This is a genomic window from Amphibacillus sediminis NBRC 103570 (assembly GCF_001552275.1).
Taxonomy (GTDB): domain Bacteria; phylum Bacillota; class Bacilli; order Bacillales; family Amphibacillaceae; genus Amphibacillus_B; species Amphibacillus_B sediminis.
The window spans coordinates 56,597-72,532 of sequence record NZ_BCQW01000008.1 but is presented as its reverse complement, the minus strand read 5'-3'; the positions used below and the strand labels follow the sequence as shown (position 1 = coordinate 72,532).

Here is a 15,936-nt window from a genome sequence, read left to right as displayed (position 1 = left end):
CAATCTTAAACAACTTGATAAAGCGGTGTAGGTGTGACTGGGTCCGTATCATGAATATCTAAACCAAAATGAATGGGGAAATCTGCTTCCTTTAAGTGATTTTCAACAGACATTCTGGCAAGCTCTTTCATATTATTATCCTTGCTTAAATGGGCTAAGTAAATACGCTTGGTTCTTTCACCAATAATATCGGCTAAAGCTACGGCACAGTCATCATTTGAGACATGGCCATAGTCCCCTAAAATTCGGCGTTTAACATTCCATGGGTAGCGTCCCATCTGAAGCATTGAAACATCATGGTTTGCTTCAAAGATTAATGCGTCGGCATTTTCAACTGTTTTTTTTATTTTTTCGGAAACATAGCCTAAATCTGTCACTAAGGCTACTTTCTTACCGTGATGATGAAACGTATAAAACATGGGTTCAGCAGCGTCATGTGAAACACCAAATGACTCGACATCAATGTCATGAAAGGTCTGGACCTCTTCCATATTAAAAATAAATTTTTGATCTAATGAAATTTTACCAATCGACCCTTCCATTGCCTTCCACGTTTTTTCATTGGCGTAAATTGGTAAATTATACTTGCGTGCTATAATACCAAGTCCTTTAATATGATCACTATGCTCATGTGTGACCAAAATACGTGATAAATCTTTTGGATTAAGATTAGCTTGTTCAAACAGCCGTTCAAGCTGCTTACCACTTAACCCTGCATCAACTAATATTCGTTCCTTTTCTGTTCCGATATAAAAGGCATTGCCTGAACTACCAGAAGCCAGTACTGTAAAACTTAATGTCATTCTGATTCCACCTCAGTCATGTTTTGACGAATAGCTCTTAATGTTTGTAACAAAGCCTCAACAAGGTCATTCTCATCCTCTTGATTAATACGATAATTAACAACTCTATCAGATGATGATGCCATATCGACTTTACTTATCCATTGCCCAATGCTATCTTCTATAAAGGTTCGATTACTTGGGTAGCTATGTCCCTCAACAGCATTAATAAAACGATAGTCGGTTTCGTTAACCTCTATACTCCAAGTGGGGTTTAGCACTTGCTCACCATTCGGTAATGAGACGAGATTGTGATAACCAAGCGTCACATGGCTTATGCTATCACCTGCTTGCAGAGCATTAGAATTATGATATAAACGGTAAACGGCATCATATTGCGTTATAAGTGACTGAGACTCCTCCTCTTCCTCAACAATCTTTAGTCTCGTTTGAATATAGTGAACCATTTCTCCATCGGCATTCAACTGGATTAATAGCAGTGCATTAGGGTTGTAAAAGATAGGGTGCTCCATTTGCTGAAAAAAGACAAGCATATTCGCTCGTTCAATTTTCCCCCAATAAGAATATGAGCCGCCATTAAACACCATTTGATTAAACATTTCAGGATAGAGCTCAGGGTCTTCAAAGTTGAGTTCCATCGGCTCAGTAAAACGCGAATATAAGAGGTAATCATCTACTACAACAATCTCCTGATTAGCTAAGCTTTCAAGTTGATCAGCCGCCTCCTTATTGTAGTTAAAATTCTGAGCATAGATCAATGGTGCACTGAAGCTCTCGTCAGAGAGACTGTCCAAACCACTAATATTAAGCTCCAACTCTTCCTCTTTAGATGCCTCAGGGATAAATGAAAAGTTCTCATCCTGGCGATCATACAATTGTTTAACAAGAAAGACATTTAAAATAAGGAAGCAGATAATAAAAAGCGATTTAATTTGACCCCATTGCATTATTATCTCCTCCCATTTCTTCTGTCGGCATAGCAAGCGTCTGCCAACCGTGAATACCTTTAACAAACCAGGTCGGCGTCAGTTCATAGACCTGACTCTGACCTCCCATACCTTGCCTCATTTGATAACCCAGTACGACATCATAAATCGCACTGTTACGATATAACTCGCTTTTTAACACTTCGATAACTTCCTCAGGCGTCATAAGACTAGTCGGCATTCGATCCGCACTTCGCTGTTCCGATAAGACAATGAGTGGATGACTATACTCATAAACATCTTGATTGTTCCAAACCACCGAAATGGATGAGATTTTATCTAGTTGAAAAATAGGTATGCCTTGATAAGCTAAGGTATACTTAACTACGGCTGCTCTATTTGAGCTATTCCTACTTAAATCTGAAAGGAAATAGCTAAAAGGTTCTTCAAAAGTAAAGCCGTTATGGTTATTAATAAAACTTTGGACTTGATCCAAAAGCTGATAAAGGGGGATCTCCTCTTCCGTTTGATTTTGCTCATTTGTATAATTTGTAAATGCGATATGATCAGACCTTGTAGCTAATTCCCGTGTCCCATCAATAAAAGTGGTATGTCCTCCCATATCTGATGCCCCACGAACAATCGAAGGGTTGTTAAACAGTAGGTTCTTGAATGGATCAATCGACAGCTCTTTATAGGAAAAGAGCAATATCGATTCTTTAAACTGATTTGGTAGGTAAATGGCTGCCCCTCTACTGCTTTCAAAGGTTGTAAACTCAATATTATCCTCTTGATCAAAGCGCCGTTCAATGAGTTCAATGGCTTGATTATAATTTTGTAAATTTGCTCCAATTACGCTTGTGTTCTCCCCCTCCCGATCATTTCGAAAAACAAGCTGGTAGTCTTGCCGATCATAATCAAGCAGCAGTTCAATCCGATTAAAGGTTTGTGAAGGAATATCAACCTCTGGATCAACCATAAATAAGTCATAAATACTTTCGGAAGGAATCTCAGTAGGGAAAACTAACTCTAAACGATGTAGATTATCTTGATGCCACTGCTCCTCTGTAAAATTGACGGTCTTAAAGTTGTACAATGACATGGACAATATATTCTCATATAATTGTATTTCCGCGCTTCTATCCTTTAAACCACTCGGGTTATCCTGGTCACCATGCAACACAATCTGTGTTGGCATAAGAACCTCACGTTTAGTTAAATGTTGACCATCTTCTATTTTTGGATCAATAACCTCCTCGTCATCTGAAGTGACGATGGAATTAGGCTGATGATTCCATAGTGCTAGGGTTAAAAGTAAGCTAGATGCAATGAGTGATATAAGTAATATTGATTTTAAATTTTCCACACTCATAGGCTAACCCTCCCTCTTTCGTGCGATTAAAGGTAAGGTAAAGTAAACTTTTGTTCCTTTCCCCTCTGTGCTCTCCGCCCAAATCTGTCCATGGTGACTGTTAATGATTTCTTTAGCTATTGCAAGTCCTAGTCCTGTACCACCTAACTTTCGGGAGCGAGCTGTATCCGCACGATAAAAACGTTCAAATATTTTATCAAGTTTTGCCCTAGGAATACCCGGTCCTTGATCAGCGATCATAATTTTAATGCGATTTCTTTCCCGCGTTAGTCGAAAACGTATTACACCGCCCGCTGGTGAGTATTTTAGTGCATTTGAGATAATATTATCGACGACCTGAATAATCTTGTCTTTGTCCATCCACAAAAAGATGCTTTCTCTAGGAATATAACGCTCGATCTTAATGGCCTCTTCTTTATTCATTTCAAAGCGATCCAAGACATGATGGAAGAAAGGAATGACATTTACCCTCTGCTTAATCATTTCTTGCTCTTTATGATCCATCTTAGATAGTTGTAAAAGATCATTGACTAGTCGAATCATCCGCTCAGTCTCGTTTTGTGTAACCTCTAAAAACTGTGGAGCGATCTCTTCATTTTGCCACGCCCCTTCACTTAACGCTTCGAGGTAACTTCGAATGGTCGTAAGTGGTGTGCGCAATTCATGTGATACATTTGAAACGAATTCTCTACGTTCCCGTTCTACCTTCTCTTGTTCTGTAACATCACTTAAAACAATGATGAGTCCGGCAAATTGATTATTCTCATCTTGGACAACGGTAAAATTTGCTTTTAAGAGCAGAAAATGATCATCATCACTAAAATCGATTGTAATAGAACCCGATTCCTGCATCTCTACAAAGTCAACCATTTTGTCATCTAGTTGTAGGACTTCAAAAACAGATCGTCCTTGAACCTCTTCAAATGGTTGACCAATTAAGATCGTAGCTGGATCATTCATTAGTGTTATTTGACCAGACTCATTAGTCGCAATCACACCATCTGACATATTTGATAAAATTGAGCTTAACTTGCGTCGCTCTTCTTCTGTCGAATGGTTAGCCACTTTAATCTTTTCATTCATTTCATTAAATGTATCTGCCAATTGACCAATTTCATCTAGTCCATAGACATTAACTTTTTGTGAAAAGTCACCTTCTGCCATAACCTGTGCCTGCTTTCGCATTTCTGTTATCGGTTTGGTTATCGCTCTAGCTACTAGAATTCCGACTAATGCTGAAACAAAGATTGCTATAATCGTACCATTTAAAAATATATTATTAATACTTGAAAGCTGCTCATAAACCTCTTCCATTGAGGCTTCTAAATAAATAGCACCAAGCGGCTCATCATCTGGGTTAGCCATCGGATAAATCTTAATTAAGTGACGCTCACCGCTATGCGTATCACGTTGAATCGATCGAAACGGTGTACCGGAGACTATCGCTGGCCTTACACTGCTTTCACCGGTAACAAGCTTACCAATATCATCTGGCTGAGTGTTTGTCCCTATAATACGAAATTGTCGATCGACAACCTGTAATCTTGAATAGACATCACTTTGACCGTACAACGATAATATCTCGGCGACCTCATCCTCAAGTGGTAAACCTGTGCCGTCTTCTGGACGATCAGCTAATAATGCTTCTTTAATATTATAGCTGAGCACTTCCAAACGCTCATCAAGATTTTCTTCAAAGCTATCTTTCAAATCTTGTTCTAAGCGCTGCACGAAATAAGCCCCGATTACCTGGATAGCTAGAAGTAGCAATAATATCATAATAATTATAATTTTCCAGCGAATAGACTGAAAAAAACTGACTTTCTTCATGTCATTACTCCTGTTCAGGATTTCTCAAATAATACCCCACACCTCTTCGTGTAATAATCCATAATGGGTTACTTGGGCTATCCTCAATCTTCTCTCTTAACCGTCTGACCGTTACGTCTACTGTACGTACATCACCATAGTAATCGTAGCCCCATACGGTCTCTAATAAATGTTCACGCGTCATCACTTGACCCAAGTGACGGGCTAAATAATGAAGCAACTCAAATTCTCGATGGGTTAACTCGACTTGCTTACCCTCTTTCGTAACGGCGTATGCATCTGGGTGAATAACGAGCGAGCTAATTTGGATATCCTTTGTCGTTGACGTTTGATCTACCGGCTGTTGTTGACGGCGTAAGTTTGCCTTAACACGGGCAATGACTTCTCGGTTGCTAAACGGCTTTGTAACATAATCATCTGCCCCTAACTCTAACCCTAATACTTTATCAATTTCCGAATCCTTCGCTGTCAGCATAATGATCGGCATATTATGGGTCTTACGTACTTCTCGACAAACTTCATTGCCGTCACGCTTCGGTAGCATAATATCGAGAAGCAATAAATCAGGATCCTCCTGAAGGGTTAATTCTATTGCCTGGTCACCATCATAGGCACAAATCACTTCATACCCCTCTTTTTCTAAATTGAATTTTAATATATCTGCAATTGGTTTTTCATCATCTACAACTAATATTTTCTGACTCATTCAATATCCTCCTTAAAGAGTGAATTGGTTTAATTATATTTTATCGCACTTTACGCTAAATGTCTTTTCTGGAATCATTTTAACTGTGATTAAGCCGATTATCTATTATACAAAGACCTCTGCTATCATTATAGCAGAGGCCACTATTAATATTTCCATCTTAATTTAAAACATCCGTCGGGTTGAGGTTAGAACCGTTCTTTAATACTTCAAAATGCAAATGGACACCAGTCGATCTACCGGTCGATCCCATCACTCCAATTTTGGTCCCTTGAGGGACAGTTTCACCCGTGCTCACAGCTACACTTTCAAGGTGAGCATATAGCGTTTTATAGCCATTGTTATGGTTTATCACAATATAATGACCATAGCCATTGGACTCATAGCTGACTTTTTCCACTGTACCATTATCAGTAGCTAGAATATCGCGGTTTGATGGTCTTGCAATATCAATACCTTTATGCATAGAGCCCCACCTTTGACCATATCCACTTGAGATATAACCCCCAACAGCAGGCCAATTAAAATCACCTGTCCCACGTGATGGGATTTCTTTTGTTCCTTCTATGACAATCTGATCAACCGCTTCCTTGATCACGTCTTCCTCTAGAATATCACGGTTAGTCTCCTGTCCATTAATGACTGTGAACGCATAGCGGACGGCTTTCTTTCCATCCACACCTTGCTGTTTCTGTTTAGATTCGCCTAGATATAAATCATCTGATTGCTCAACTATTTTTTCATATTTAATGACCTCTTCAACTTGTTCCTCTTGATAAACGATAACATCCGCAAATGGCGTATAATCCGTTACATTTATTTCTTGTTCAAGCTGTAAGACGGTATCATCTGACAATTCAGGATTAAGCTCAAGCAATTGATCTAACGTTAAATCATAGTGACTAGCCATCGTCGAAAGTGTATCACCAGATTCTACCTTATGAATCTTGTCTTCCAATGTACCTTGTTCTAAAAGCTTAACGCCTTGTTCAACAGTTAAAATCTCTGATTCGTCAGCAAAAGCTTCAGACAATCTCACTTCTTCTGAAAGCTCAACATTTAAAATAACAGCATCATCTTCTATTTCAACCCCTTGATCGGTTGAATCTAATTCAGCTAATTGATTTAATACATCTTCATCTACAAAAATTGTTTTATATTCAAATAAAGCTTGCTCGGCATCGTGCTCGGACGCAAAAAAACCAACAGCATTTCCACCAAGTTCAAGCGCCGTTGCCTCCACTTGAATCATCAGTTTCTCAGCAAGTTTATTAACGACTTCTTCATCCGATCCACTTTGATGAAATACACGTTCTGGAACTAGGGTTAGCTCTTGTGCAACACCGTATCGAAAGTGATCATGTTCCAATGCTTTGGCTTCAACTTGCTCATCTATGTAATCGTAAATGACCTGGTCATTATTCGCTGCTCCGATATATTCATAGTCTAAATAGACATGATAAATTGTAGCCAATTCACTATCATCAGTCGCATGAACAACCAACGGGTTAATCAGCCCATAACCGATGATTAATAGTAGACTAGTTAAAACTAGCTTAAGGCTTACTTGTAAGTCATTCGCCTTCGTCATAGTAAGATCCTCCTGAATATATTGAAACCTTTTTATACGAACCTATTGTAGAGTAACATACGAAAAGATTGTATTTAAACCTTTTTCATCATAATGTAATCAAACTGTATCATAGATTCCTATATATGGGTTTACTAGTTTCAATTTATAGAATTACAGGAAGATCACCAAACTATAAGCGCATCTCGTTTGCTAGTTGCTCTACTACTTACGGATTAAAGGCTTATGCTCCGTTGTTTAAAACTCTATGACTAGTTTTTTGAACATGACTGGGGCCTAGGATTTAACCATACGAATCTAATCGATTTACATTTTCCGTCATATCAATCAAATGTGCCTAAGTGGTGTGTTCAGCTTACTTTTTAGCTATGATAAGAAACCTTTTAGAATTTGTTCTTATTCCTTTATCCGTTATATTTCTTTCAATAAAGCCCTTCAATATTTCAAAATCATTGTTATTTTGACCAAAATAAGGAACAATTGGCGTGTGTTTTAATAAGAATATCAGATCCTCTGGTCTTTGATAGTAGTCCGCAGCATTGTATTCGTATGATTTAATCTCAGAAAATCCCGTGTCACTTAGTTCACGAATATATTGTTCTTTTAAGGTTCCATCCGCTTTAGTAAATGCTTGTCCACGACCAAAGGATTGCTTTAAACTCCATTTATCTGCTTCACTTACTTGCTGCGTCAGAAAATAACCACCACTTTTTAAGACTTTAAAAACTTCCCTTGAAGAAAAAGGAGCATGTCGACATGAAATAACATCGAAAAATTCATTAGGAAATTGCAATTTTTCAGAAGACATTTGAAAAAACCTGACGTTTGACGCACCTGATTTTTTAACATTTGATTTTGCTGTTTTAATCATTTCACTAGATAAATCAATTCCGATTAGTAGAAGTAATGATGGGGCTATCTTTAAGATACCTTCTCCACCGCCAGTACCCATGTCTAAAAGGATATCTTGATCACTACACTTATTGATGACTTCTTCGTAAAAGTCCCATTTAACTCCTTCTGAAATGACTTGCAGTTTACTAAAATCCCAACCGTTTGCTCTCCCAACTTGTTTTTAAAAACGTTCATACTCATTTTGATTCACTTATCGGTTTCCACCTTTCTTAATTAGTGTACCACTTCAGAATATTAGGTGCTGATTTAAAAGCTGATCCAAACTAATAATAACCAATAAAGTGAAACTTCGTTCAGTGGTTTTTTCCCCACTGAACGTGAATTGAACCAATCGGGCCGTTACTGGCTGTTGGATCTCCCACTTAGACATGACGTGTCCCTTATTTCTTGAAGCGGGAGGCTTATAAAATCCCTTCGATATGGGGCGAGTAATCGCAGCCCCAGCCAGTTACCCTGCGATAAATAAAAAAATATAGGGAACACTAAAAAACAAATCTGAATTTAGGAGGAGTATGCTTATGGACAAGCATATGAATTACGGAAGTGATTATAAATATATCCCAGCAACCTCGATTGGAAGTGGGTTGGGGATAGAGGTTTTACCAGATCTTTATAGTTACACAATACAGATAGTAAATATTCACTTAATTGGTGATCCGACAACAAACGAATTTGTTTTAGTCGATGCTGGTATGCCTAATTCCGCAGCTGAAATTATCTCAGTTGTTGAAGAGCGATTTGGAGCAAACAGTCATCCTAAGGCGATTATTTTAACTCATGGACATTTTGATCATGTGGGGGCAATCATTGAATTAGTGAACAGATGGAATGTTCCTGTTTACGCCCATGAGTTAGAGTTACCCTTTTTAACAGGAAAAACAAGCTATCCAGAACCCGATTCAACCGTAGAAGGTGGGATGATAGCAAAAATCTCGCCAATGTTTCCAAATGAACCTGTAAACTTAGGGAACAATGTAAAACCACTGCCTTCTGATGGGTCTGTCCCTAATTTGCCAGAGTTCAAGTGGATTCATACACCAGGTCATTCACCTGGGCATGTTTCATTTTTTAGAGAAAAGGATAGAGCATTGATAGTAGGAGATGCATTTGTTACGGTTAAGCAGGAATACCTCTACAAGGTTATAACACAGGAGCAAGAAATCAGCGGTCCACCTAGATATCTAACTATAGATTGGCAGGCTGCACAGGAATCGGTTAATACATTATGGAAGCTAAAACCCACTACCGCTGTAACTGGTCATGGATTACCTATGACTGGAGCATTACTATCAGAAAGTTTAACAAAATTAGTGGAAAACTTTGATGAAATAGCTAAGCCCGACTACGGGAAATATGTAAATTAGCGATATCACTTCGATCTAGAATTTTGAAGAAATTAAAATTTTTCTCCCTTTACCTAATCCCGAGCTTGCTTAATCGCTGTCAAATAGTGAATTGAGGTTTGTCGGATTGGGAAATCACTAAGTAGACCGACATATTTGGCCCTAAGTTTATCTTGTCACCCTTAGCAATCAAAAAATGAGGTTATCTCGATAAAGACACATTTCGTGATCTTTTTAAGAGATAACCTCATGGCTATAAAGTGAAACTTCGTTCAGTGGGGGGTTCGACGCATAGGATGTGCTCATGCAGACGTCGCGGCACGATATCGCGCTTAGTAAGCTTCCTCTCTCCCCCACTGAATGGAAGACAAATAGGCATTCAGCTCACCACTTATAGAAGTGGGTGACTTCTGCTAAATGAAATTAAACTAGTCGATAGACATTTCGAACTTCATTTGTCTGACTGCGATCTGGTCCAACAGAAAAGATCGATAATGGAATTTGAGTTAATTGTGATATCCGTTCAATATAATGACGGGCATTAACCGGTAGATCATCTAGACTTTTAGCTCCTGTTATATCTTCATTCCAGCCTGGTAGCTCTTCGTATACTGGCTCACATTCGGACAGAACCTTTAAGCTAGCAGGAAATTCTTTAATTATTTCTCCTTTATAACGGTAAGCCACACAAATCTTTAACACATCTATGCCTGTTAACACATCAATTGAATTTAAGGACAGATCAGTAATACCACTAACGCGGCGAGCATGTGAAACCACAACACTATCAAACCAACCAACTCTGCGCGGACGGCCAGTTGTTGTCCCATATTCATTTCCAACCTCACGTATTCTTTCACCAATCTGATCATGTAATTCGGTTGGAAAAGGTCCATCACCTACTCGGGAGGTATAGGCTTTAGATACACCAACGACATGGTTAATCTTTGATGGGCCAACCCCTGAGCCTATGGTTACACCACCAGCAATTGGATTAGATGAGGTTACGAAAGGATAAGTTCCTTGGTCAATATCAAGCATGACACCCTGTGCCCCTTCAAATAAAACACGGCGCCCTTGATCCAGTGCATCATTTAATATAACGGATGTATCTACAACATATTGGGCGATCTGTTGCCCATATTGATAATACTCTTCTAATATATCTTCTACTTCTATCTCATCTACTTCGTATACTTTTTTAAATAAACGGTTCTTTTCAGTTAGGTTTTGCTCTAGCTTTTCTCGGAAGCTTTCTTTATCGAGCAAGTCAGCTATACGAATACCCATTCGAGCAGCTTTATCCATATAAGCCGGACCGATTCCTTTTTTTGTTGTACCTATTTTGTTGATTCCTTTTTCCTCTTCTTGCAATAAATCTAATTTAATATGATAGGGAAGGATCACATGAGCACGATTACTTATTTTAAGGTTATTTGTTTTGATTCCTTTTTCATGTAAATAAGCAAGCTCTTCTACTAATGCTTTCGGATCAATAACCATCCCGTTCCCTAATACACTTGTTTTCTCTTCAAAGAATATTCCAGAGGGTATTAAATGAAGCTTGTACGTGACACCATCAAATTTAATGGTATGACCCGCATTATTTCCACCTTGATAACGTGCGACGACTTCTGCATTCTGTGATAGATAATCCGTAATTTTACCTTTACCTTCATCGCCCCACTGTGTTCCAACAACGACAACTGAAGACATGTATTCGGCACCTCCGCCAATCATTCATTTTTATATAATATTTTCATTTGAACCAATGCTAGTTTACCAATCCAGAGAGACATTGTCAATTAACAAAACGAACATTCAAACATGTGGTTTGGTTTTTCGTTCGACTTTCATCGATATTACATGATGTTGTAAAAAAAGCCTATTATCGCCTAAGTTGATCGATTAACCCAAAAAAAGAGAGTAATCATTACCATTGTCTGCTAACGATTACTCAATTGAAAATATCAAATCCATCTTGGCGTATGGCGACCAGATTTCATCGTGTGAAGCTCGATGTGAGAATCTGTCGCGTGCGCCGGAGGCTTTAACGTTATTCAGACGGGGTTTATACCTCACAGAATGAGACAAGTACATCCATCCCCCACTGAACGTTAGTTAAACCCATCGGGCCGTTACTGGCTGTTGGATCTCCCACTTAGACATGACGTGTTCCCTTATTTCTAGAAGTGGGAGTCTTACACTGTAATAAATAAATGCTAAGCTGGCGGAATATCTGTGTCCTGATAGCGATGATCGAGATCGACAAATTTATTGTACTCTTTAACAAAAGCAAGCTCTACGGTGCCAACGGGACCATTACGTTGCTTAGAAATAATGATTTCGATAATATTTTGCTTTTCAGACTCTTTATCATAATAGTCATCGCGATATAGGAAGCCAACAATATCGGCATCCTGTTCAATACTTCCCGATTCACGCAAATCGGACATCATTGGGCGTTTATCCTGACGAGACTCCACGCCACGTGATAATTGTGAAAGGGCGATAACAGGCACGTTTAATTCACGGGCAAGCCCTTTCAGTGAACGCGATATTTCCGAGACCTCTTGTTGACGATTTTCCTTAGCTGATGCACTACTTCCTTGAATCAGTTGTAAGTAATCAATTAGAATCATACCTAAGCCATGTTCCTGCTTTAAACGGCGACACTTGGAACGAATTTCATTAACACGAATGCCAGGAGAGTCGTCAATGAAGATCCCAGCGTTAGATAAGCTTCCCATCGCCATAGTTAGTTTTCCCCAATCATCAGCCTCTAAATGCCCTGTTCGTAGCCTTTGGGCATCGATATTGCCTTCCGCACAAAGCATACGATTGACTAACTGATCGGCTCCCATCTCGAGACTAAAAATCGCCACATTCTCATCCGTTTTAGTCGCTACATTTTGGGCAATATTTAAGGCAAAAGCGGTTTTCCCTACTGAAGGTCGAGCAGCGACGATAATGAGATCATTACGTTGGAAGCCTGACGTAATTTTGTCTAAATCACGAAAGCCTGTTGGAATCCCCGTTACATCACCTGCCTGCTGATGAAGTCTCTCAATATTGTCATAGACATCAATGAGGACATCCTTAATGTTTTTAAAAGCACCTGCATTTTGGCGATTCGATACCTCTAGAATTTTTTTCTCTGCATCACTAAGTACTTCTTCTACCTCATCTTCTTTACTAAAGCTATCCGTAACAATATCTGTTGCTGTTCGTATTAACCGACGTAAGACTGATTTTTCTTCAACTATCATTGTATAATAGCTAACATTTGCTGCTGTAGGAACCGAGTTTGCAAGGTCTGTTAAATATGAAACTCCACCGATTTCCTCAAGTAGCTTAGCATTAGAAAGAGCTGTGGTAACAGTGACCAAATCAATTGGTTCACTACGATCGGTTAACTGAGTCATAACCTGAAAAATACGTTGATGGGCTGCTCGATAAAAATCAGAGGGCATCAATCGTTCCGATACGGTAGACATTACATCAGGCTCTAGAAAAATTGCACCGATCACTGCCTGCTCAGCTTCAATATTATGAGGGGGGATCCGTTGTTCTACCCATGTTTCGCTCATAACCGTGGTCCTCCTTAATTTTAACGGTTGTCCATTCAAGTCATGTTAAAGCATCCAAACTAAGTTATCCTTATTTGATCAAGCTAGACAGCGTTAAATTATAACTTAAGCGCTCAAGTAGCTGCTATATTTATCGAGGTTGATCAAATCTCAAATAATAAGCCGTTTATCAGATATTAACTTGTTCTCCATGCTCACCTGTTCCCATGTATAGGCAGGCCTTGTTCTCAACCCGTACTTACTGCTAATCTAGCTAATTATGATACGCACTTAAATCTTAGCTAATTAGAAAAACTCGGCTTATCGTCAAGTCTAAAGGCGAAGCTTTCGTTTTTTTATACTATAGCCCGAAGAAAAGTTATCCTTGCTTAAAGTGCAAAAAAAGAAGGGGGAGCGCTCCCCTCCAAAACCATTAAGCTTCGGTAACATGTACCTTTATTTCACCGATTACATCTGGATGGAGCTTAACGGGAACATGTGTATAGCCTAGCGAACGAATCGGTTGATCTAACTCTATTTTACGTTTATCAATTTTAATATTGTGACGCTTTGCTAATTCATCTGCTATTTGTTTACTTGTAATTGAACCAAATAAGCGGCCTGCATCGCCTGCTTTTGTTTTCAATGTCACTTCTAATTTAGCGAGTCGTTCCTTTAACTGCTTAGCTTCTTCGACAATTTCTTGTTCTTGCCGCTGCTGTTTATTTTTTTGTGCCTCAAGAGCCTTTAGGTTCCCAGGAGTCGCTTCAACTGCTAAGTTATTTTTCAATAAGTAATTGCGAGCATAGCCCTCTGAAACATTTTTTACCTCGCCTTTCTTACCTTTCCCCTTAACATCCTGTTGAAAAATTACTTTCATTCGTCTTCTCCTCCTTCAATCAATTCATCTATAATCATCACTAATTGTTGATATGCTTCTTCTACGGTTGTATCATCAAGCTGTGTAGCGGCATTTGTTAAATGTCCACCACCATTCATTTGCTCCATAATTAATTGAACGTTAACCTCACCAAGAGATCTTGCACTGATGCCTATTCGTCCATCGGTACGCTTTGAGATTACAAATGACGCAGAAATTCCACTCATCATTAATAATGTATCTGCAGCTTGAGCAATAATGGCCGCATGATAAACCTCGTCTGGTTTTGCACGTACGATGGCAATACTACCATGATGAATAACGGCATTTTCAATTAAATGACTACGTTTAACGTACATGTCCAAGTCTTCTTCCAAAAAGCTTTGGACAAGTATTGTATCAGCTCCTTTAGAGCGCAAAAACGACGCTGCATCAAAAGTCCGTGAGCCTGTACGTAATGTGAAGTTTTTGGTATCGACAATCATACCTGCCAATAAAGCTGTTGCCTCCAGCACACTTAACCGCTGTGAGCGTGGCTGATACTCCAAAAGTTCAGTCACAAGCTCCGCCGTCGACGAGGCATAAGGTTCCATATAAACAAGCGTAGGATGCTCAATAAACTCCTCAGCCCGTCGGTGATGGTCAATAACAACCACATGATCGGTCTTGTTTAAAAGCTTTTCCTCGGTTACAAGTGAAGGCTTGTGGGTATCGACCACGACGATTAGGGTCGATTTTGTTACCGCTTCAATTGCCTCTTCTGGTGAAATGAAGAATTGCCATAATTCATTTTGCTTAATTTCACTCATTAACCTTTCTACACCTGTCTCCATATCATTGTCATCAAGGACAATAAAAGCATCTACTTCATTGGCTAAAGCTAATTTTAGCACACCTATTGCTGACCCAATTGAATCCATATCAGGCGATTTATGTCCCATAATAAATACTTGATCGCTCTCTTGAACGAGCTCTTTTAGGGCATGAGATATCACGCGGGCACGGACTCTCGTTCGCTTTTCCATTGGGTTAGTTTTTCCTCCATAAAAGCGAACCTTACCTGTTTCATCTTTAATTACCACTTGATCACCACCACGACCAAGGGCAAGATCTAAGCTCGATTGCGCAAAATCACCTAAGGTCGGTAAGGAAACATCGCCGAGACCTATTCCTACACTAAGGGTAAGCGGAATATTTTTATTATCGGAAATCAGCTCTCTTACTTCATCTAGTATCTCAAATTTGTTTTTCTCAAGCTTAGATAGTATTTGTTGATTCATAATCGCTAAAAAACGATCTTGAGATGTACGCTTTAAATAGATTCCATACTCCTGTGACCATTCGTCTAAAATCGTTGTGACACGAGAGTTGACTTGACTTTTGTCTGTATCGGCCATTGCCTGGGTAATTTCTTCATAATTATCTAAAAAAATAATCCCTAATACCGTCTGTTCATTATAATATAAATTTTGAATGTTAGTTTGTTTTGTGCGATCAAAGAAATAAAGTAACCGTTCTTCCTTTTTAATTTTGACATTAAAGTCATGCGTATCTAAACGAAAGTTTACCTCATCCTTATCTTCTTTTATGGCTGCTACTAAATAGTCCGAAATAACATCCAAGGATTGCCCAACAAATTTTTCCCCTTCGGCAAATTGATTTAAATACGGGTTTGCCCAGTCAATTTGAAAGTGTTCATTGTACAGGGCAATGCCGATGGGCATCTCCAGCAGAGCTTCCTCACCGACTTTTTTTACCCGGTGAGATAATGTTGAGATATAAGCTTCACGTTCATTCATTAATTGTTGCTCAGATCGTATCGTATAGTAAAGCGATATAGCAATTAAAAAAGTCATCACGACACCTAAGATCCAATGTAAAAACCAGATAAACCCTAGTAACAAAAAGGATAAAATATAAATATAGACAATATGGTAACTCATATATTTCTTTTTAAAAAAAGCATGCATTACGGTCATCTCCTACTGCATTGACACCTAT

The 15,936-nt window shown here is 38.9% G+C and carries 12 protein-coding genes; 1 reads left to right on the top strand and 11 read right to left on the bottom strand.

Translation table 11 applies throughout. The annotated features are described in order from the left end of the window. Positions 1-5: 5 nt before the first annotated feature. The 7 genes from ASE01S_RS07225 to ASE01S_RS07195 all read right to left on the bottom strand — a co-directional run bounded on the left by ASE01S_RS07225 (position 6) and on the right by ASE01S_RS07195 (position 8,264). Positions 6-803, bottom strand: coding sequence for an MBL fold metallo-hydrolase (locus tag ASE01S_RS07225; protein ID WP_067840457.1), 798 nt, complete (start codon positions 801-803; stop codon positions 6-8). Next, positions 800-1,750 (bottom strand): two-component system regulatory protein YycI, encoded by a 951-nt coding sequence (locus ASE01S_RS07220; protein WP_067840454.1) that lies wholly within the window; start codon positions 1,748-1,750, stop codon positions 800-802. Before ASE01S_RS07220 ends, ASE01S_RS07225 begins: the two co-directional genes overlap by 4 nt. After that, positions 1,731-3,101, bottom strand: coding sequence for a YycH family regulatory protein (locus ASE01S_RS07215; RefSeq protein WP_067840452.1), 1,371 nt, complete (start codon positions 3,099-3,101; stop codon positions 1,731-1,733). Before ASE01S_RS07215 ends, ASE01S_RS07220 begins: the two co-directional genes overlap by 20 nt. A 3-nt stretch (positions 3,102-3,104) precedes the next feature. After that, positions 3,105-4,931, bottom strand: coding sequence for a cell wall metabolism sensor histidine kinase WalK (walK, locus tag ASE01S_RS07210; protein WP_067840450.1), 1,827 nt, complete (start codon positions 4,929-4,931; stop codon positions 3,105-3,107). Positions 4,932-4,935: 4 nt separating this feature from the next. Beyond that, positions 4,936-5,637 carry a response regulator YycF gene (yycF, locus tag ASE01S_RS07205; RefSeq protein ID WP_067840448.1) on the bottom strand — a complete coding sequence of 234 codons (702 nt, stop codon included), beginning with the start codon at positions 5,635-5,637 and terminating at the stop codon, positions 4,936-4,938. A 160-nt stretch (positions 5,638-5,797) separates the two neighbouring features. Next, positions 5,798-7,228, bottom strand: a complete 1,431-nt coding sequence (locus ASE01S_RS07200) for a LysM peptidoglycan-binding domain-containing M23 family metallopeptidase (RefSeq protein WP_067840445.1) — start codon at positions 7,226-7,228, stop codon at positions 5,798-5,800. Positions 7,229-7,583: 355 nt separating this feature from the next. Then, positions 7,584-8,264 carry a class I SAM-dependent methyltransferase gene (locus tag ASE01S_RS07195; RefSeq protein ID WP_245630336.1) on the bottom strand — a complete coding sequence of 227 codons (681 nt, stop codon included), beginning with the start codon at positions 8,262-8,264 and terminating at the stop codon, positions 7,584-7,586. A gap of 397 nt (positions 8,265-8,661) precedes the next feature. Here ASE01S_RS07195 and ASE01S_RS07190 point away from each other — a divergent pair, with 397 nt between their 5' ends. After that, positions 8,662-9,507, top strand: coding sequence for an MBL fold metallo-hydrolase (locus ASE01S_RS07190; protein WP_067840443.1), 846 nt, complete (start codon positions 8,662-8,664; stop codon positions 9,505-9,507). Between the two features lie 402 nt (positions 9,508-9,909). Here ASE01S_RS07190 and ASE01S_RS07185 read toward each other — a convergent pair whose 3' ends face one another. The 4 genes from ASE01S_RS07185 to ASE01S_RS07170 form a co-directional block, all read right to left on the bottom strand. Next, on the bottom strand, positions 9,910-11,202 hold the full coding sequence (locus ASE01S_RS07185) for an adenylosuccinate synthase (protein WP_067840441.1): 1,293 nt from the start codon (positions 11,200-11,202) through the stop codon (positions 9,910-9,912). A 506-nt stretch (positions 11,203-11,708) separates the two neighbouring features. Continuing rightward, positions 11,709-13,076 carry a replicative DNA helicase gene (gene dnaB / locus ASE01S_RS07180; protein ID WP_067840439.1) on the bottom strand — a complete coding sequence of 456 codons (1,368 nt, stop codon included), beginning with the start codon at positions 13,074-13,076 and terminating at the stop codon, positions 11,709-11,711. 412 nt (positions 13,077-13,488) lie between these two features. After that, complete coding sequence (gene rplI, locus ASE01S_RS07175) at positions 13,489-13,935, bottom strand: 50S ribosomal protein L9 (protein ID WP_067840437.1); 447 nt, start codon at positions 13,933-13,935, stop codon at positions 13,489-13,491. Beyond that, a complete protein-coding gene (locus ASE01S_RS07170) occupies positions 13,932-15,905 on the bottom strand; it encodes a DHH family phosphoesterase (protein ID WP_067840435.1) in 1,974 nt (657 codons plus the stop codon). The genes rplI and ASE01S_RS07170 overlap by 4 nt, the downstream gene beginning before the upstream one ends. Between the last annotated feature and the right edge of the window lie 31 nt (positions 15,906-15,936).